The following is an 18,508-nucleotide window of genomic DNA, read 5'->3' on the forward strand; positions in this document are numbered from 1 at the left end:
ATTGATTTTTGGACGATTGGGTCCATTTTACCGTCCGTCTTCCCCGACGCCTATTCTTAGAGACCTGTACGCATGGCCCTCGCTCCCGCTCTGAAGAAACGCCTCCCGCTCATCGTCGGAGGCGTCGTCGCCATGGGCCTGATCGCCGGCGGCGCCGTCTGGTGGCAGAACAAGCAGCGGTGGGAGACCACCGACAACGCCTTCGTCCAGGCCGATGTGACCCTGGTCAGCCCCCAGATCGACGGCTACGTCGCCGAGGTTCTGGTCACCGACAACCAGCGGGTCCAAGCCGGCCAGATCCTGGTCCGTCTCGACGACGCCGACGCCAAGGCCCAGCTGGCCGCCGCCGAGGCCAATCTCGCCGCCCTTCTCGCGGCCGTGGACAACGTCGACGCCCGCGCGGCCCAGGAACAGGCGATGATCGCATCCCGCGCCGCCGGCGTCGCCCAGGCTCGCGCCCAGGCCCAGCTCGCCGAGGCCCAGGTCAACCGCTATACCACCCTGCAGCGCCAGGGCTGGGTCTCGCAGCAACGTATCGAGACCGAGCGCGCCGGGGCCCAGACCGCCGCCGCATCCGTCGCCGAGGCCCAGGCCGCCCTGGTCGCCGAACAGCGCACCGCCGGCGTTCTCGGCTCGACCCGCCAACAGAGCCTGGCCGCCGTCGACCAGGCCCGCGCCGCCGTCGAACAGGCTCGCACCAACCTGGATCGCACCGTCATCCGCGCCCCGTCCGCCGGCGTGGTCGGCGCGCGCGGCGTCCGCGCCGGCCAGTACGTCCGTCCGGGCGGCCAGCTTCTGTCGCTGGTGCCGCTGGGCGAGACCTATGTCGTGGCCAACTTCAAGGAGACCCAGCTGGACCGGCTGCGCCTCGGCCAGACCGTCCATATCGAGGCCGACGCCTTCCCCGGCATGGACCTGACCGGCCGCATCGACAGCTTCGCCCCGGCGACCGGCTCGGAATTCGCCCTGATCCCGGTCGAGAACGCCACTGGCAACTTCACCAAGATCACCCAACGCGTGCCTGTCCGCATCCTGGTCAACCGCGCGGATGGCGGCGCGGCCCTGCGGCCCGGCCTGTCGGTCGAGGTCAAGGTGGATCTGAAGAGCCAGGGGGGCGCCTCCTTCGCAGAGGCCGCCACCGGAGCCACACGCCTGGCCGACGCCGGCGCGCCCACTGGTCGTCTGGCGGCCCAATGACCGCCGCCACGCTGGACGGGGCGCCCCGCCCCGCCGCCGAGCCGAAGGTTAACTGGACCCTGCTGATCCTCGGCTTCGCCGGGATGGTCATCGGCCAGTTCATGGCGATCCTGGACATCCAGATCGTCGCCGCCTCCCTGCCCCAGATCCAGTCTGGCATCGGCGCATCGGCCGACGAAATCAGCTGGATCCAGACCGCCTATCTGATCCCCGAGGTCGTGATGATCCCCCTGTCGGGATATCTGTCGCGGCTCTGGGGGACCCAGAAGGTCTTCCTGATTTCCTGCGGCGGCTTCGTGATCATGTCGATCGCGGTCGGTCTGTCGTCCTCGGTCGAGGTGATGATCTTCTTCCGCGCCATCCAGGGTTTTGTCGGCGGGGCCATGATCCCGACCGTCTTCGCCACGGCCTTTACAGCCTTCCCCCCGTCCAAGCGCGTCACGGCGTCCGTCTTCATCGGCCTCATCGTCACCCTGGCCCCCACCGTTGGCCCGACGCTCGGCGGTCACCTGACGGAACTGGCCAGTTGGCGCTGGCTCTTCTTCATCAATGTGCCGTTCGGCCTGCTGTCCTTCTTCCTGGTCTGGCGCTACGCGAACTTCGACAAGGGGGATCCGTCGCTGTCGAAGGGCTTCGACTGGCTGGGTCTCGGCCTCATGGCCACCTTCCTGATGAGCCTGCAGTTCGTGCTGGAGGAAGGGTCCAAGAACGACTGGTTCGCCGACGACCAGATCCTGTTGCTCTCGGTCGTGGCCGGGCTGTGCGGCCCAGCTTTCATCTGGCGGTCGCTGACCTACTACAATCCGGTCGTCGAGCTACGGGCCTTCAACAACCGCAACTTCATGGTGGGGGTCGTGATGACCTTCACAGTCGGTGCGGCCCTGTTCGGCGGCACCTTCCTGTTGCCCCTATTCCTGGCGCGGGTGCGCGACTATTCGCCGGCCGAGGTCGGCACGACCATGGTCGTCTCGGGCCTGGCCATGTTCGCCACGGGACCGTTCGCGGGTCGTCTGGTCCGGGTTCTGGATCTGCGCGTCCTCATGTTCTCGGGCTTCATGCTGTGCGCATGGGGCATGTGGGACGCCCATGCCGTGACCACCGAATGGGGCTTCTGGGATTTTGCAGGGGTCCAGGCCCTGCGCGGCGTCGGCGTCATGATGGCCATGATCGCCGCCCAGCAGGTGACCATGTCCACCCTGCCGCCACACATGGTGAAGAACGCCTCGGGGCTGGTGAACCTATTCCGAAATGTCGGCGGCGCCTTCGGCCTGGCGATGCTGAACACATCGCTCACGACCAACACCGCCTTGCACATGAGCGAGCTGACCCAGGCCATCCCCCAGACAGACACCCGCATGCGTGAGATGCTGACCGGCATGGCTTCCATGATGTCGGGCTCGATCGATCCGGACGGCGCGGCGCTCAAGGCGGTTTATGGGATCCTCCAGCGCCAGGCGACGACGCTCGCCTTCGGCGACGCCTTCGCCATGCTGGCCCTGGGTTGCGCCTTCGCCGCCTTCGTCACCCTGCTGTCCCGGCCGGTCAGACCGGGCACGGGCGCCCCGCCGCCGGCGGACGCGCACTGATGTCTACCGCCTGTCTTTGCGCCACGTCCCCTCACGGGCCGAGGCTCTGAGATGCCCCGTATCGCCGGTCAGATCGACGAGAAGAAGTCGCAGGCTATCCTCGAGGCGGCGTCGGCCCTCTTCGCCGAGAAGGGCGGTTCCGCCTCCATGGAGGAGATCGCGCGTCGCGCCGGTGTCTCGAAGCAGACCCTCTACAACCGCTACGCCTCCAAGGTGGAGATCGGCCGGGCGATCGCCGAGCAGCGGTCCGAGGCCATCACCGCTCCCCTGCGCTCCGGCGACGACGTGCGAGCAGTGCTGACCGCGCTGGCGTCCACGCTGCTGAACAAACTCTGCACCACCGAGGGGCGGGTCGCCATGCGCGGCGTCGCCCTGATGTCCCCGCACGCGCCAGATCTGGCCGAGGCGGTCTATCACGCCGGTCCGGGCGAGAGTTTGCGCCGGCTTTCGGCCTATCTTGCGGAACAGGACCGGCTGGGGACGCTCCGCGTACCCGATCCGGCCGGGGCGGCGGAGATGTTCACGGGCATGGTCATGGGTCACGGCCACCTGCGCGGCATCCTCGGCGTGGAGGAGCCCCCCATCGACCAGTCGGGCCGCGCCCGCGAAACCGCCGATCGCTTCATCCGGGCTTTCGCGCCGTGACCGACCGGGCGTAAGGACAGTTTAATCCCGCCTTCCGCGCTCAGGCAAAGAGCGACCGCATCGCCTGTCCTCCGGCTGACCGAAGATTCGGACCAGGGGCGAGCGTAGCGCCCAAAAGAGAGTCTTTTTCCATGCTGATCGCCTACTCGTCCTGGCCCGAGATCGACGCCCGCCTAAAGGGCGGCGCGAAGACGATCATCGTGCCCATCGGCTCCAACGAGCAGCACGGGCCCACCGGCCTTCTGGGCACCGACTGGATGTGCCCAGAAATAATCGCCCATGCGGCCGAGAAGACCGACGACAGCCTGATCGTCGCCCCGACCTTCAACATCGGCATGGCCCAGCACCATCTGGCCTTCCCGGGTACGATCTCCTTGCGTCCCTCGACCTTCATGAGCGCCATCACCGACTGGATTTCGTCGCTGATCCGCCACGGGTTCGAGCGCATCTATTTCCTCAACGGCCACGGCGGCAATGTCGCGACCATCGAGGCGACCTTCTCGGAAATCTACGCCGAATGGTCCTTCGTCGAGGAGCAGCCGCCGATGGTGCTGAAGCTCCGGAACTGGTGGGACCTGCCGGGCGTCAACAGCCTGTGCAACCAGATCTTCCCGACCGGCCACGGCATGCACGCCACCCCGTCCGAGATCGCCGTGACCCAGGCGGCCTATCCCGACCGGATCAAGACGGCCGACTATTCGCCGAAGATCGCCCCGAGCGGCCCGATCCGCGACGCACTCGACTATCGCGCCCGCTTCCCCGACGGCCGCATCGGCTCCGACCCGGCGCAGGCCAGCCCCGAGAAAGGTCAGCGGATCATCGACGCCGCCGTCCCCGCCCTGATCCGCGACGTGGCCGCCTTCGCCCAAGAGGTCTTGCCGGGCTGAAGGAAAGGGTCCAAGCCCGGCCCATGACACCGCTCGACAAAGCCCTGCGCGACAGCCGCCGGATGCAGAAGAACGCCACCTCGGCGGCCCTGACCGCCGCCAGCGGCGGCGAGATGATGCGCGCCGCCTCCGACGTTATCGCCGCGCGCCTGAGCATCATGGCCGAGGGGCTGGCCAATCCGATGAAGGCCGACATGGCCGAGATGTCCCTCATGGGCACCGAAAAGGTCGAGGCCCTGTCGGAATCGGCCGCCGCCGTCGCCGGCAACCTGGGCGACCTCGCCGCCCGGATGTCGAAGTCGGCGATGGACGAGATGAGCCACGCCCATCGCGCGGCCTCGGCCATCGCGTCCGCCGCGACCCCGGCCGGCGCCGCGACGGCCCAGTTCAACTATGCAGTCGGCTGGTGGGGCCGCGCCGCGGGCCAGATGCTGACCCTGAACACCGAGCTTCTGAAGGCTCAGTCCGACGCCCTCAAGCCCATCCATTCGGCCGCCGTCGCCAACGCCAAACGGTTGAAGCGCTAGGTCTCAGGCCGTCCGCAAGATTCCGCTCTCGACCTTCACAGGCCAGGGCGTCAGCTTGCCGCCCGCGCAGGGTCCGCCGACGCAGGCGCCCGTCAGAGGCGCGAACACCGCTCCGTGCCAGCCGCACAGAATTAGCGATCCGTCCGGCGTCAGATAGCGGTCCATCTCGATGGCGATGGGGAAGCCTTGATGCGGGCAGCGGTCGATGTATCCAGCGACCTCGCCGTCCTTGCGTACCACGAAGCCGTGGAAATAGGCGTCGCCGATCTGCAGCACGAAGCCGCGCGAACCGGGCTCGGCGATATCGTCCAGCACGCAAAGGACCACGTTCGGCGGGGTGGTCCAGACGCGCTTCCGGTCCGCCGGAGCCGCTTCGGTCATTCGCGCTCGGCCTTGAGCGGGCGCGACAGCAGGGCCTCGATCATGGCGTCCACCGTGGTCTCCCCGGCCAGCAGCGCCGCCGTCGCCTCGCAGATCGGCATCTCCACGCCCATCTTGCGCGCCAGGTCGCGCACGGCCGGCGCACTCTCATAGCCCTCGGCCACCGATCGTTTGCCCGCCAGCGCCTGGACGATCGACTGGCCTTGGCCCAGCGCCAGACCCAGGCTCATGTTGCGCGATTGCGGACTGGAGCAGGTCAGAACGAGGTCGCCCAGACCGCACAGCCCCGCCACAGTCTCCGGCTCTCCGCCCAGGGCCACGCCCAGTCGGGTCATCTCCGCAAAGCCCCGCGTGATCAGGGCGGCATGGGCGCTGCGCCCCAGACCCCGCCCTTCTGAGATCCCGCAGGCGATGGCGAGGACGTTCTTGATCGCTCCGCCGACCTCGGCCCCTATCAGGTCCGTCGCCAGATAGGGGCGGAATCCTGGACCCGACAGGGTCTCCATAAGAGCCTCGCCCAAGGAGGCGTCCTCGCAGGCCAGGGTCACCGCGGTCGGCAGCCCCTTGGACACATCCGCCGCGAAGCTCGGTCCCGACAGGACGGCGGCCGGCGCGTCGGGTATGGTTTCGGCCAGCACCTCGGTCATCAGCTTCAGGGAGCCGCGCTCGATTCCCTTGGAGCAGAGCACGATGGGCGCCGCGTGCCGGTGATGCGGTGCATAGGCCGCCAGCGTCGAGCGCATGAACTGCGCTGGCGGCACGGCCAGGACCAGATCGCACGCCGACAGGCCGGACAGCTCCGACGTCACCGAAATCCGGTCATCCAGCACCACGCCGGGCAGGAAGGCCTCGTTGACGCGGCGGTTGCCGACGCTCTCGATCACCTCGGGCTCGCGCGCCTGCAGGATCACGTCCAGCCCGGCGCGGGCGCAGACCAGGGCGAGGGCCGTACCCCAGGCCCCTGCGCCGATGACCCCTGCGGTGCGATAAGCCATGAATTCTCCCTCGGTCGCCGACGTCTGTCAGGCTTTCGCGCCCTTGCGCCCGGTCGGATGGACAGGATCGGCCAGAGCGCGGGCCTCGTCCAGCGGCCATCGCGGGCGGGCGGGCGCATCGATATCCGAAACCAGCCCCAGCTGAAGCCGTTCCGCCCCCGCCAGGGCGATCATCGCCGCATTGTCCGTGCAATAGGCCATCGGCGGAGCAAGGAAGTCGAACCCACGCTTCGCCGCCGTCGCCTCCAGCACCCGCCGCACCGTCTTGTTCGCCGCGACGCCGCCCGCCACGACGAACAGGAGTCCTTGTTGGCCTACCACCTCGCCCGCGGGGCTCGCCTGCTTGAGGCGCTGCTCATGCCGCTCGGCAAAGTCAGCCATGGCCCGGTCCGACCGTTCCGACAGCTGGCGCGCGATGGCGTTCTGCACCGCATCGGCCAGATCGGCCCGGTCCTGATCGGTCTCGCAGGTCTGGGCCAGCCGCGACGCCGCCGTCTTCAGCCCCGAGAAGGAGAAGTCGCAGTCCTTCCGCCCCAGCAGAGCCCTCGGCAGGTCGAAACGCGACCCGTCGCCGCCCTCCGCCATCCGCTCCAGCGCCGGCCCGCCGGGGTAGCCGAGGCCCATGGCCTTGGCGATCTTGTCGAAGGCCTCGCCGGCCGCGTCGTCTATGGTCGTGCCCAGACGGCTCATGTCGCCGATGCCGCGCACCTCCAGAAGCTGGCAGTGGCCGCCCGAGACCAGCAGCAGCAGGAAGGGGTACTCGACCTTCGCCCCCAGCCGCGCCGAGACCGCATGCCCCTCCAGATGGTTGACCGCCACTAGAGGCAGGTCGCGCGCCAGGGCCACGGCCTTGCCGAAGCCTAGCCCGACCATGACCCCGCCGACCAGACCCGGCCCGGCCGTCGCCGCCACGCCATCCAGTTCGCCGTAACCGAGGTTCGCGTCCGCCATGGCTCGGCGTACGACACCATCGATCATCTCGACGTGGCTGCGCGCCGCGATCTCCGGCACCACGCCGCCGAAGGCCGCATGGTCTTCGATCTGGCTGTGCACCACCGACGAGAGCACCGTAGCTACGCCGTCCGGCGTCAGCCGCACGACCGACGCCGCCGTCTCGTCGCAGCTGGTCTCGAGACCCAGAACCGTGAGGTCGCCGGTTGTCGCTCCGGTCCTGCTGCTATAGTCCGCGCCCATACTCATCGGGTCGAGGTAGCGACCCCGCCGGACCCACGCAACCATGGCCCCCCTCATCCGCATCGGCACCCGTCGTTCCGCCTTGGCCCTGGCCCAGTCCGGCATGATGCAGCGCGCCATCGCCGCCGCCATGGACCTGACGCTCGAACAGGTCGTGCTGGTCGAGATCGTCACCACCGGCGACCGCATCCAGGATCGCCGCCTGATGGAGGTCGGGGGCAAGGCCCTGTTCACCAAGGAGATCGAGGAGGCCCTGATCGACGGCCGCATCGACATCGCCGTCCATTCGATGAAGGACGTCCCCGCCGAACAGCCCCCCGGCCTGACCATCGCCGCCATCCCCGAGCGCGAGGACGCCCGTGACGCCTTCATCAGCCGAGACTGGCCGAGCTTCGACGCCCTGCCCCACGGCGCCCGCCTCGGCACCGCCTCCCTGCGGCGTCAGGCCCAGGCCCTCGCCCTGCGTCCCGATCTTGAGATCGAGATGCTGCGCGGAAACATCGACACCCGCCTGCGCCGCGCCGCCGACGGCGAATTCGACGCCATTCTTCTGGCCGCCGCCGGGCTGAACCGTCTGGGTCGGACCGAGGCCGTGCGGGAATACCTGTCGCTGGACGCCTTCCTGCCCGCCCCCGGCCAGGGCGCCCTCGCCCTCCAGACGCGCGACCACGACACCGACCATGCCTGGGTCGCAGCCCTGAACCACGCGCCCACCGCCCTCGCCGTCGCCGCCGAGCGGGGGGCCATGGTCGCGCTGGAGGGCTCGTGCCGCACCGCCGTCGGCGCCCACGCGACGCTCGACGCCGACCACCTGACCCTGACCACCGAGATGCTGGCCCCCGACGGCACGGCCCGCTGGCGTCGCGCCGGGACCTCGGCTCTCGTCGAGGGCGAGGCGGCCGCGCGCGGGCTCGGCGAACAGCTGGGGCATCAGGTCCACGTCGCGGCGGGCGACCAGACCTTCTCCGGCTGACATGATCCCGATCCGGACCGTCTGGATCACCCGCGCCCAACCCGGCGCCGACCAGACCGCCGAGCGCCTCTCCGCCCTCGGCCTGAGCCCGCTGGCGGCGCCCGTTCTGACCCTCCATCCGCTTGATGTTCGACCCGATACGGAAGACTTCGGCGCCCTGGCCTTCACCAGCCGCAACGCTGTCACGCTGTTCGCTGAGCGATCGGGCGACCGCAACCTGCCCGTCTTCGCCGTCGGCGACGCCACCGCCGCTGCGGCGCGGAAGGTCGGCTTCACCAGGGTCCGTTCCGCCGACGGCGACCTCGGCGCTCTGGCCGGCTTGCTCCGCACCGAAGCGACCGGCCTGACGGTCCTCCATCCCTCGGCCGCCGAGCCGGCCGGAGACCTCGCGGCCCTCGTCGGCGACATGGCCCGCGTCATGTCGGTCGCCGTCTACGAGACGCGCGACAGCGGGACCGATCTGCCCCAGACCTGGGACGTCGTCCTGATCCACTCGCCGCGCGCCGCCCGCGCACTGGCCGGCCGCCTCTCGCCCGACGTCGCGCGAGGTCGCATCGCCGTCGCCATCTCGCCCGCCGCCGCAGCGCCGCTGGCCGGCCTCCCTTTCGCGGAAGTCCGCATCGCCGACACCCCGACCGAAACGAGCCTTCTAGCGACGCTTGGCAAGCCGGGGAGCAACGTATAAAGAGCCGCTTCCGTCGTCGCGGCCTCGCCGGCCGCAACCCGACAGGGCCGCTTTAGCTCAGCTGGTAGAGCACATCATTCGTAATGATGGGGTCAGGTGTTCGAGTCACCTAAGCGGCACCATTTTTTCTGTTTAACTTCAGCATCTTGCTCGTTGAAAGACGACCGGGTCTTCTCGTTTTGAAGAGTCGTGGAAGCAATGTGGAAGCTGCCTTCTATTCCGCACTTTTCCACAGGTTTCGTAATGCAAGCGCCCGATGGTCCATGCGTCCAGTCACGGGCTGGACGGTTCCTCAAGTCACGCCGGGGCTAGCCGCCGAAGCCGAAGCCCCCCGTGCAGCCCCGGGGCATAACGGTTCTAGGAAGGCTGGTCGTGATTCTGGGAACCGATCTGCCGGGCGGTAGCTCGCGACTTCGAGAGCCGTGACTTTAGGAACCGAGGCTGCACGTCGTACTCTCTGCTGCCCGGGAGAGCTCCGCTAGGCGGCCCTTGCTTCTGCTGTGTTCGCGAAAGTGGGTCGACTAACGTACAGCTCAATGTCCGAAGCTCTGTACCGCACCCGGCGACCCAGCAGGATAAACCGCGGGCCGCCCCCGCGCAGTCTCCAGTCTTCAAGTGTCCGGTGAGAGACGCGCAGAATGCGCGCTGCTTCTTTCGTGTTCAGTAGTCTGGGCAGGACTGGCTCGCAGTCTGCGTTGGTCCCATGTCCTCCCGGCCAACCCTCAACAACCATTCTGTCTCCTCTGAGCGGATTGGCAGATCGCCATCCAGAAACAGAGGGTCTAGCTGCCCCAACTGGCAGAGTCGCTTGGGAAAGCGCCGACCCTTATCCTACTGTTTTACATGATTAATTTGCGCCTTAACCCTCGGCGGTAGGTCTCACTGGGGCGCGGGGCCGAGCTATGGCTCGGTATCAGTCCACCTTCACCACGGTCCGGACAGGTGGTTTGCGATCTGCGCCTCGTTCCACCGGCCATCAATGAACGGGCAGTTGTAGTTGGGACCGACGTTCTCAGCTCCGGCGTCCTCAAAGAACTGCCGCGCGGCTTGATGAGAGTCTTGCGGGATTATGAGGAAGGCTACGTCGGCTGGTGTGAAACTGAAGTCGCCGACGTGCCGCCACTCCCGTTCCCATTCGAAGTTGTAAGTGCCCCCCACCACATCGACGAACGGCGTGATCGTCCAGATGTGGGCATCCGGCGTATTGCGTCCTTGAGCCATGAGCGCGCGAATCGCATCTGCCACTGGCTGGTCCTTGTAGGCGTAGAGGATCGGATTTCCGCCCCTGGAGACGACGAAGTTCTTCCGGAACACGATGCCGTACTGCGATCGCCGATCCACAATACGAGACAGGTAGTGGAGCGGCGTTTCGCTAAAGCAAGCTACTCGCTGGCTATCGATGTTCGGGGCAGTCTGCCGAGCGATCCCGAACGGATTGTACGCGCGGATCACTTGCTGACTGAGGATGCCCATAATCCCGTCGTAAGCGGACGAGTGACCCTGGGGCTTCGTGAAATGCACGACGTAGTCGGACATGTCAGACCAAGCCGAGTTACCGGGCTGGACCAAGTGGGTGCTGCGATCTGCGACGGGGATGATAGCCATAACTCATTGTCGCAATCGGTACGCCAGTAGAGAAGTGGCTTGTTGGACCGCTTAAGGCCCTGGCTGAAAACGTCTGGCGGAGCCGAGGGGAGGCTCAACCAAGTGCCTAAATCCTTGTGGGATAACAGGGTCTCAAGCCGCTCGCACAACGATTTGGAGGTTATGCGTAACAGGTGCGCGTAACAAGGCTGACACCCGGCGTTAGCGGTCTTGGATGCCAATTGACCACATAATTCGGGCCCTCAGAGAGGCCCGCTCACCACCGGGTTAAAGCTTGCCTCCGAGGGTCCGACGATATCTAGTGAACCTAAGGCTGTGTAAACTCGCCACCCCGGGGAAAATATGACCGACATCTCTGGCCCTGACGCGGTTGTCAAAGACGACGATCCCCGCATCAGCGCGATGCCCACCAAGGCGTTCTTTGTCGACATGTTCACGAAAGACATCGCGCTCGACCAAGCGGTTTTGGACCTACTGGACAACTCGATCGATGGCGCGAGAGCGATGTTCGGCGAGAATGCCGAAACGTACGATGGGCGAGTGGTGCGCATAGAACTGAGCCGGGACCGGTTCCGGATCTGGGACAACTGCGGGGGCTTCGACAAGGAGAGAGCGCGAAAATACGCGTTTAGATTTGGACGTCCCGTAGAGGCTGGGAAATTGAGGAGTTCTATCGGACAGTTCGGCGTCGGTATGAAGCGCGCGCTGTTCAAATTCGGGAGAGAGTTCACAGTTCACTCCGCAACTCAGGGAGAGCAGTGGGCAGTTTATGTCAATGCAGAGGAGTGGGAGAAGGACGACCAAGACTGGCATTTCCCGTGGGAGGATTTTGCGCCAGAAGCACCGATTTCTGCGACAAATCCAGGAACAGAAATCGTCGTGAAAAATCTGCGACCTGCTGTCGCCAATACATTTGGTTCAAAGTATTTCGAAAATCAAATTATTGCATTGATTAAGTCTAAGCACAGAGGCTTTATCGCTAAAGGCATCGAGGTATTTGTAAACGATATTCGAGTCCAGCCCCTTGAGCTCTTGGTGGTTAACGATGCGAAACTGTCTCCATTCGTCGAGGAGATAGTGTTCGCAGACCAAGGTGTCGCAGACGTCCGTGTTCGTATTATTGTAGGTCTTGGAGACTCTCTGCCTAGACTAGCTGGATGGTATGTTGTCTGCAACGGACGATTGATATTGGATGCTGATCGCCGCGATATTACCGGATGGGGCGTAGTCGAAGACAGCGTTACAAAGACAGGAATTCCCGGATTCCATAACCAGTATGCACGATTCCGCGGGATTATAAGTTTCGATTCCGAAGACTCTACGCGGCTTCCTTGGAATACGACTAAGACGGATGTCGATCAGGACAACCCGGTATGGCAGTCAGCTCGTGAAAGAATGATCGCTCTAATGCGGCCTGTCATTGATTTTCTCAATTCACTGGATAGAGACATCGAGGAGCACACGAGAGAGAGGAGCCCTCTTCTTAAGTTTGTTCAAGAGCGAGCCTATTCCCGGTTCGAGCACATCGTTGGAGAAAAAACCTTTGACCCTCCGGCACGCGAAGATCTTGGCGAGGTTATACGATGGGTAAAAATCCAATACTCTCGGACCACCGACGACGTTGAATTTCTTAAGGGAGCGTTGCGGGTTGGTTCGGCAAAGGCCGTTGGAGAAAAGACTTTCGATCTCTCGTTGGCTAAACATCGCCCATCATGAGCGGTAGCTTCAGCAAAATAGACTATTCCATACGTCCTGCGAAGTATGCGGAGCGCAGGATGCTCCGTGATATATTCCGGAGAACTAGCGCGTTTCAGCCGGCGGAACAGTACACCTATGTGGGTTTTGGATCGGTCTGGTTCTCAGATTTTATCCTTTTCCATCGGTCCTTGGGCATTCAGAAGATGGTCTCCATTGAAAGCGCGCGCTCTGCGGAAAGGCGCGTGCGCGATAACGTGCCGTTCCGCATCGACCTCCATTTCGACCGAGCCGCCAAAGTCCTGCCCACGCTGAGTTGGGGTGAGCGGCAGTTCATTTGGCTCGATTATGATGACGCGATGAGCCCTGAGACTCTACGTGACGTACGAACCGCCGCAGGGCGGCTACGGTCGGGCTCGCTTCTCGCTGTGTCCTTCCGCTGCTCGGCGGCGCGTGAAGTCGACCAGGCTGATGTCGATGACTCAATCTCTGCCATGGATCGTTTCCGAGAACGATTTTCATCCAGTCAGATTCCTGCCGACGTGAGCGAGGAGGATTTGACTGGCTGGCCCTTCGCCTCAGTCACCAGGCGCATGATTGAAAGCGAAGTCGAGGCGGCGCTGAATGTTCGAAACTCTGCGTCTACTCAGGATTTGGTTCACGCCCATACGATTTGTGCCTTCAACTACCAAGACGGGGCGATGATGACGACTTGGGTTGGCATTGTTTACGCAGACTCCGAAGCCGACAAGTTTGAGGCTTGCGCGTTCGAAACTCTCGACTTCATGAGAGAGGATGGAGAACCGCTCCATATCTCCGTCCCCAAACTCACTGCGGGAGAGTTTAAGCGATTGGAGGCCCAGCTTCCTCTGAAGATGGGGCCATTGGCCCTTGGCTCGATACCTCTGAAGGAGGCCGACGCTTTCTGGAAATTTTATCGGTACTTCCCAAGTTTTGTCGTCAGTGAGAGTTAAGCCTCGGACGAACTTTGGTCTCTAACGCTGACCTCGGATAGGTTGCCATCCAGGAACTCAATTAGTGGTTCCCAGAAACTAGGCTTTCCTTTGGTCTGACATTCCCAAACGATATGCACTCTCCAGCCGAGCGCGATCAGCGATTGGACATTGGCCTCATCGCGGTCGACGTTACATCTGAATTTCTGAAGCCAGAATTCCGTTCGGGTAGATGGCGTACTTGCCGCTCGACATCGATCATGCCGATGCCAGAAACAACCATGCACGAACACAGCGGCTCGGCGGCCCGGGAATACGACGTCTGGCTTCCCTGGCAGGTCTGCTCGGTGCAGGCGAAATCGATAGCCGGCGCGGTGGAGAGCAGACCGAACTCGTAGTTCTGGTTTGGTATTTTTACCCTTCACCGCGCGCATGATCGCGCTGCGACGAGGATCGACGGGCGGTCCGCTCATCACCTGCATTCGCTTGGTCATGCTAGCCCGCTTAACGTCGAATTGGCTCATCTGCGTGGCGGGCCATCAGAAAAATGCGTAGGGGAACAAAAAGCGATCGACATTGAACGACTGTATCATTAGCATCGGTGCCGACAGCACGAGGAGCCGCCATGATCCGACCGATAGGCATCGATCTTTTCGCCGGTGTGGGCGGCATGAGCCTTGGCTTTGAACAAGCTGGTTTCGACGTTGTCGCTGCGGTTGAGATTGATCCAATCCATGCAGCGGCCCACGCCTACAACTTCCCTGAAACGACGGTAATCGCGCAGTCGGTCCAAGGTCTATCGGGTGATGATATTCGCGGACTGGCAGGCATCGGCGACCGTAAGGTGGACGTCGTTTTCGGTGGAGCTCCGTGTCAGGGTTTCTCGCTTATAGGCAAGCGGGCGCTCGACGACCCTAGAAACTCTTTGGTCCGTGACTTCGTTCGCATCGTCTCAGAGCTCGACGCCGATTATTTTGTCTTCGAGAACGTGAAGGGAATCACAGTCGGGCGGCACAAAGCATTCCTGCAAGAGCTGATTGCCGAGTTCCAAATGCACGGTTACGACGTGCTCTTGCCTTGGAAGGTTCTCAACGCCTCCTCATTCGGCGTCCCCCAAAATCGCGAACGCCTCATCCTAATGGGAGCAAAAAAGGGCCGCACCCTGCCGAACTACCCGGCGCCTTTTACAAGGGCTGCAGGATCGATCGGGGCCGCTGAGGAGGGGCCGAGCTGTGCCGATGCTTTGAGCGACCTTCCCGATGCCGAGCGGTTCGAGCATCTCAATCTCACCGATGCCGTTGCAACATCGTCATGGGGGACGCCCAGCGAGTATGCCCAGGAAATGCGTTGTCGGACGAACGAGTCGTGGCGTTTCGGCTATGTCCGGTGCTGGGAACCGAATGTCCTGACATCGAGCGCAAGGACGGATCACACCGCTATTTCCCGCCGTCGGTTCAAGGAAACGAAGCCGGGCGATGTCGAGCCAATTTCGCGTTTCTTCCGGCTCCGGGCCGATGGCGTCTCCAACACTCTTCGGGCGGGTACCGACGCAGCCCGCGGCGCTTTCACGAGCCCTCGCCCAATCCACTACAAGTTCGACCGCTGCATCACCGTCCGGGAAATGGCTCGGCTACACGGCTTTCCCGATTGGTTCAGGCTGCATCAGACCAAATGGCACGGCGCTCGACAGGTCGGAAACGCCGTCCCACCACCGTTGGCGCGCGCGGTCGCTGAGGCGGTCATCAAGGCCATAGGGACAGTCCCTGAAAGACCCTCCCGGACGCTCAAGCTAGGCGACCCGTCACTCCTGTCTACGACGATGGCCTCGGCCTCGAAGCTCTTCGGCAAGACCTTTAAGGTGGTCCGCCGAGACACGAAAAGCGGCGCAAAGAAGAGGAAGCAGGCAGATATCGAAGCGGATAGGCTTCAGTTCGCCGCTGAGTAGGCTGCAACCTTCGGTGTGGCGCGACACCGAAGCCGTCGATAATGTGCCACCACCGAGGGGTGGCGATGTCTCAGAAAAACTATGTCTTAGAGGCTCTGTTCAACGACCGCTACGACGACGCCACTGATGTCCTCGACCGGCCCCTGATAACGCTTGAAGAGGTCGCGAACAGCATCCGGGCGCTTGCTGCCGACGGCACGATCACGCTCTCTCCGAACAATCCAGCGAACTTCATCAAAGACTATCTGCGATCCCCGCAGCGGAATGCTCTCTGGCCGATGCGTATTAGGTCTGCGGGCTACACAGCAAGGCAGACCACCGGCGTCGGACAGTGCTTCCAGTTCGTCCGTTTGGCGGAGGGGGAGGAGCCGTTTCCGGATGACTTCCTGCCGGACGGCTCGGAGCCAACCTTCCTCATACAGACGCTAAGTCTCCCATTAACGACGAGGGAGATCGTTCGGGTCGACGAGCAGTCAGTCGCCCAGATCGTTGTTAAGCTGCACGTGCTGGAACATTTTCTCGCGTCATCGCCCAAGGCCGTTGGCTGGGGCCTGCGAGAGGTCACACACCTGCAAAATAACGTGAAGCTACGCAGTGCGGAGATCGACGCTCTTTATCAGGCCGTCATTAAGTCAAATGACGCCATCCACCACGGGGCGGTCGCGGTCGAAGTCAAGATCGGTGATCCTATCATCGCCGAACAGATTGAGAAGCAGGCCCTTGCCGCGCTGGACGATCCGGCATTTGAGTTTTGCATCCCGGTCATTTTGAAGCGGTTCAAGAAGGGCGAGTTGATCGCGATCCACCTGGACCCGGTCCGGCGTTCTGACATCGATGGAGAGGGGCGCGTGGCACTCAGCGGGATCGCCTTCGCTGCCAAGTACGTGTTCTCCCCGGAACTGCCGAAGATCTAGCACTCAGCGATAGCGGAGAGCCCGTTAGGCGGCGACCTCTTGGCGGTCGGCATAGCGCCCGACTTCAAGTTCTGCCACGTCCGCCCACGCCCCTAGGGAGAGCTTGGCCTGCCGTCTCGCAAGACCGTGGTCGTGTGAGACTTTCTCCCACCCACTGAAACTATCTCACTAGGATCACCCTTGGCTTTTGAGACGGTTCGTCTCACAATATCTTAGACATTGCGGAGCAGAACCATGACCACCGGAGCCACGATTGGCTACGCCCGAACATCGACCCTCGACCAAGTCGCCGGGCTGGAGGCGCAGATTGCCGAGCTGAAGGCGGCGGGCTGCACGAAGGTATATTCGGAGCAGGTGTCGAGCGTGGACGCTGCACGACCGCAGTTGAAGGCCGCGCTCGGGTTCCTGCGCGAGGGTGATACGTTTGTTGTCACCCGCCCTGATCGGCTCGCTCGTGGGACCCAAGACCTCCTCACTATCGTGGACGATCTCTCAAGCCAGGGCGTTGGTGTGCGGATCATGTCGATGGACTTGGATACGACCACCGCCACCGGGCGGCTTGTCCTTACGATCTTGGCAGGGATCGCAACGTTCGAGAGGAGCTTGATGCTGGAACGGCAGCAAGCGGGGATCGCCAAGGCGAAGGCGCTGGGGAAGTACAAAGGACGGGCACCTACGGCCCGCGCCAAGAGCGCCCAGATTCACTCGATGAGAGCGGAGGGCAAAGGCGTTGCAGAAATCGTGCGCGAGACGGGGGCGAGCCGCGCCAGCGTCTACCGGGTCTTGGGCTCGGCCTGACCGGCATACGGGCTCATCGGCAAGCCTGCAGATAATCAGAACGAATAGAGAACATTTTCTTGTCGTCGCCGTTGAACGAAGGCATGACGGACTCGGGTCGGCAAACCGAGAGAGAATGGAATGAGCGACCGATCATTGGCGGCGCTGCTGGTCGAACTGGACCAAGAGCTGGCCCGCAAGAACGATCCGCACACTGCTGCCGACCAAATCCTCAACTGTGTCGAAGAGCGCGTACCCGGCGCTGTCCTTCGGACGGCGGCAGCCCTGCAGCTCGGTGCCCTCGGCTGCGCGATCACCCCTGCGGGGTGAATGCCATGGCTGGTTGTTGATTTTCGCAGCAGCGCTTGTCTGCATCGGGGTGGCGCGCTGGCCGGGGTAGCTCCCCAGAAGCGGACCCTGCAAATGTCAGTTCGGGGAGGAGGGCCGACGTCGGTTTCTGCGTCGCGACTAGACCCGCTCTACAAACACGGTCGTGATATGGTTTCGCCACGTCCCGTACATCTGTTCATAGCTTTCGCTGGTCTCGACGGTGCAAATGATTTCATCGCCGTCGATGTGCAGGTTGGCATCTCTGAGCGGCCATCGGGCCATCCAGTCACGGAAGCGGATCAACAGGTCGCGTCGCTCGGCTTCGCCCAGTCTCTGGACGTACTGAAGGTACTCGTAAGATTTCCGAGAGCCTGAGCAATCCGAGATCCGATAGACTGTAGGGCCGACCTTGAAGAGCCGAGCCATCCAGCGGGCCTTGGCGATCGCTTCCTCGCCTGTCCGAACCAACGATGCCGCAGCACGGTCCGCTTCAACTTTGAGCGCAGCGGTCTCGGCCTCAAGGGCGGCTACTCTAGCCTTCTCCGCCCTGACAGCGGCTTCTGCCGCCTTCCGGCGTTGCAGTTCGTCGGAATACATTCCAGAGACCACGCGAACCTCTTCTTCAAAGTTGAAAGCTGGCTCTTTCTCGACGTAGACAAAATGGCCGATGGCGACATCCGGTGCGGATGCTTTGTTCACATACCGTTGGCTGCACGATGATCTCAGTTGGAGATCGTAGTAGTTTTTGAACTCGTACCACTTGCCGCGACAGCCAACGCAGAGGCCGCCCACGTTCTTCCTATGCTGATCCCAGATCATGTCGTGACTGGGGTGGACGGTCGTGCCGAACTGCAAACTGCCAATAGTAGCCATTGGCCGCGAGACTACACTTGGGCGGTTAAGGTTGGCTTGCGTTCAGCGTCGCCCCCGATACGTGGGTTCGTCGTAGCCGTCGCCACTCCGACCCTCGCTCTGGGTGCAGTAGTAGAGAACGGTCAGGATGAACCCGACCACCATGATCCAGACGAAGCCCCGGTGGATGGGCTTCCAAAACTCTTCGTTCTTGATCCAGAAGGTGGCGAAGAACAGCCCGACCACGCCTACGATCACGACGACCGCAACACCATCCCACATTCGCTGATGCTCCCGAAGTGACCTGTAGCGTGGACCAGTTCACACCACACCGCTATCTGCGTTACTCGAAGTTTGGGAAGACGCG

The 18,508-nt window shown here is 63.3% G+C and carries 20 protein-coding genes and 1 tRNA gene; 14 read left to right on the forward strand and 7 right to left on the reverse strand.

Translation table 11 applies throughout. The features are described from left to right. Positions 1 to 72: 72 nt before the first annotated feature. The 5 genes from O5O43_RS14120 to O5O43_RS14140 all read left to right on the forward strand — a co-directional run bounded on the left by O5O43_RS14120 (position 73) and on the right by O5O43_RS14140 (position 4,842). On the forward strand, positions 73 to 1,197 hold the full coding sequence (locus O5O43_RS14120) for an HlyD family secretion protein (protein WP_271084533.1): 1,125 nt from the start codon (positions 73 to 75) through the stop codon (positions 1,195 to 1,197). Then, positions 1,194 to 2,783: a DHA2 family efflux MFS transporter permease subunit gene (locus O5O43_RS14125; protein WP_271084534.1), complete on the forward strand. Its 1,590-nt coding sequence runs from the start codon at positions 1,194 to 1,196 to the stop codon at positions 2,781 to 2,783. The genes O5O43_RS14120 and O5O43_RS14125 overlap by 4 nt, the downstream gene beginning before the upstream one ends. Before the next feature lie 51 nt (positions 2,784 to 2,834). Continuing rightward, positions 2,835 to 3,428, forward strand: a complete 594-nt coding sequence (locus O5O43_RS14130; RefSeq protein WP_271084535.1) for a TetR/AcrR family transcriptional regulator — start codon at positions 2,835 to 2,837, stop codon at positions 3,426 to 3,428. Between the two features lie 131 nt (positions 3,429 to 3,559). Beyond that, positions 3,560 to 4,315: a creatininase family protein gene (locus tag O5O43_RS14135; RefSeq protein WP_271084536.1), complete on the forward strand. Its 756-nt coding sequence runs from the start codon at positions 3,560 to 3,562 to the stop codon at positions 4,313 to 4,315. 23 nt (positions 4,316 to 4,338) lie between these two features. Next, positions 4,339 to 4,842 carry a phasin gene (locus O5O43_RS14140; protein ID WP_271084537.1) on the forward strand — a complete coding sequence of 168 codons (504 nt, stop codon included), beginning with the start codon at positions 4,339 to 4,341 and terminating at the stop codon, positions 4,840 to 4,842. 3 nt (positions 4,843 to 4,845) lie between these two features. Here O5O43_RS14140 and O5O43_RS14145 read toward each other — a convergent pair whose 3' ends face one another. The 3 genes from O5O43_RS14145 to tsaD are packed head-to-tail and all read right to left on the reverse strand — an operon-like array spanning position 4,846 to position 7,418. Beyond that, positions 4,846 to 5,223: a Rieske (2Fe-2S) protein gene (locus O5O43_RS14145; RefSeq protein WP_271084538.1), complete on the reverse strand. Its 378-nt coding sequence runs from the start codon at positions 5,221 to 5,223 to the stop codon at positions 4,846 to 4,848. Then, complete coding sequence (locus tag O5O43_RS14150) at positions 5,220 to 6,218, reverse strand: NAD(P)H-dependent glycerol-3-phosphate dehydrogenase (protein WP_271084539.1); 999 nt, start codon at positions 6,216 to 6,218, stop codon at positions 5,220 to 5,222. Before O5O43_RS14150 ends, O5O43_RS14145 begins: the two co-directional genes overlap by 4 nt. A 27-nt stretch (positions 6,219 to 6,245) precedes the next feature. Next, positions 6,246 to 7,418: a tRNA (adenosine(37)-N6)-threonylcarbamoyltransferase complex transferase subunit TsaD gene (gene tsaD, locus O5O43_RS14155; protein ID WP_271086443.1), complete on the reverse strand. Its 1,173-nt coding sequence runs from the start codon at positions 7,416 to 7,418 to the stop codon at positions 6,246 to 6,248. A gap of 37 nt (positions 7,419 to 7,455) precedes the next feature. Between tsaD and hemC the strand changes: the two genes are divergently transcribed. The 3 genes from hemC (at position 7,456) to O5O43_RS14170 (ending at position 9,192) form a co-directional block, all read left to right on the forward strand. After that, positions 7,456 to 8,385, forward strand: a complete 930-nt coding sequence (gene hemC / locus O5O43_RS14160) for a hydroxymethylbilane synthase (RefSeq protein ID WP_271084540.1) — start codon at positions 7,456 to 7,458, stop codon at positions 8,383 to 8,385. Position 8,386: 1 nt separating this feature from the next. Then, positions 8,387 to 9,070, forward strand: coding sequence for a uroporphyrinogen-III synthase (locus O5O43_RS14165; protein ID WP_271084541.1), 684 nt, complete (start codon positions 8,387 to 8,389; stop codon positions 9,068 to 9,070). 46 nt (positions 9,071 to 9,116) lie between these two features. Next, positions 9,117 to 9,192, forward strand: a tRNA-Thr gene (locus O5O43_RS14170). 802 nt (positions 9,193 to 9,994) lie between these two features. On the opposite strand, the gene O5O43_RS14175 is transcribed toward O5O43_RS14170, so the two are convergent. Continuing rightward, the gene (locus O5O43_RS14175; protein WP_271084542.1) at positions 9,995 to 10,606 is read right to left on the reverse strand and encodes an abortive infection system antitoxin AbiGi family protein; all 612 of its coding nucleotides are present in this window, start codon (positions 10,604 to 10,606) and stop codon (positions 9,995 to 9,997) included. Positions 10,607 to 11,017: 411 nt separating this feature from the next. Here O5O43_RS14175 and O5O43_RS14180 point away from each other — a divergent pair, with 411 nt between their 5' ends. Then, a complete protein-coding gene (locus O5O43_RS14180; protein WP_271084543.1) occupies positions 11,018 to 12,391 on the forward strand; it encodes an ATP-binding protein in 1,374 nt (457 codons plus the stop codon). Continuing rightward, positions 12,388 to 13,344, forward strand: coding sequence for an O-methyltransferase (locus tag O5O43_RS14185; RefSeq protein WP_348637142.1), 957 nt, complete (start codon positions 12,388 to 12,390; stop codon positions 13,342 to 13,344). Before O5O43_RS14180 ends, O5O43_RS14185 begins: the two co-directional genes overlap by 4 nt. Here the strand turns inward: O5O43_RS14185 and O5O43_RS14190 are convergent. Continuing rightward, on the reverse strand, positions 13,341 to 13,847 hold the full coding sequence (locus tag O5O43_RS14190) for a very short patch repair endonuclease (RefSeq protein WP_348637143.1): 507 nt from the start codon (positions 13,845 to 13,847) through the stop codon (positions 13,341 to 13,343). The genes O5O43_RS14185 and O5O43_RS14190 overlap by 4 nt on opposite strands. A gap of 101 nt (positions 13,848 to 13,948) precedes the next feature. Between O5O43_RS14190 and O5O43_RS14195 the strand changes: the two genes are divergently transcribed. From O5O43_RS14195 to O5O43_RS14210, 4 genes are all read left to right on the forward strand, one after another. Beyond that, positions 13,949 to 15,268 (forward strand): DNA cytosine methyltransferase, encoded by a 1,320-nt coding sequence (locus tag O5O43_RS14195; protein WP_271084545.1) that lies wholly within the window; start codon positions 13,949 to 13,951, stop codon positions 15,266 to 15,268. Positions 15,269 to 15,333: 65 nt separating this feature from the next. Beyond that, a complete protein-coding gene (locus O5O43_RS14200; protein WP_271084546.1) occupies positions 15,334 to 16,182 on the forward strand; it encodes a hypothetical protein in 849 nt (282 codons plus the stop codon). A gap of 234 nt (positions 16,183 to 16,416) precedes the next feature. Then, positions 16,417 to 16,980 (forward strand): recombinase family protein, encoded by a 564-nt coding sequence (locus O5O43_RS14205; protein WP_271084547.1) that lies wholly within the window; start codon positions 16,417 to 16,419, stop codon positions 16,978 to 16,980. Between the two features lie 120 nt (positions 16,981 to 17,100). After that, on the forward strand, positions 17,101 to 17,289 hold the full coding sequence (locus tag O5O43_RS14210; RefSeq protein ID WP_271084548.1) for a hypothetical protein: 189 nt from the start codon (positions 17,101 to 17,103) through the stop codon (positions 17,287 to 17,289). Between the two features lie 138 nt (positions 17,290 to 17,427). Here the strand turns inward: O5O43_RS14210 and O5O43_RS14215 are convergent, their stop codons facing one another. Both O5O43_RS14215 and O5O43_RS14220 read right to left on the reverse strand, forming a co-directional pair. Continuing rightward, complete coding sequence (locus O5O43_RS14215; protein ID WP_271084549.1) at positions 17,428 to 18,144, reverse strand: hypothetical protein; 717 nt, start codon at positions 18,142 to 18,144, stop codon at positions 17,428 to 17,430. A 60-nt stretch (positions 18,145 to 18,204) separates the two neighbouring features. Continuing rightward, positions 18,205 to 18,423 carry a hypothetical protein gene (locus O5O43_RS14220; protein ID WP_271084550.1) on the reverse strand — a complete coding sequence of 73 codons (219 nt, stop codon included), beginning with the start codon at positions 18,421 to 18,423 and terminating at the stop codon, positions 18,205 to 18,207. Positions 18,424 to 18,508: the final 85 nt, after the last annotated feature.

It is taken from the genome of Brevundimonas sp. NIBR11 (assembly GCF_027912535.1).
GTDB lineage: Bacteria > Pseudomonadota > Alphaproteobacteria > Caulobacterales > Caulobacteraceae > Brevundimonas.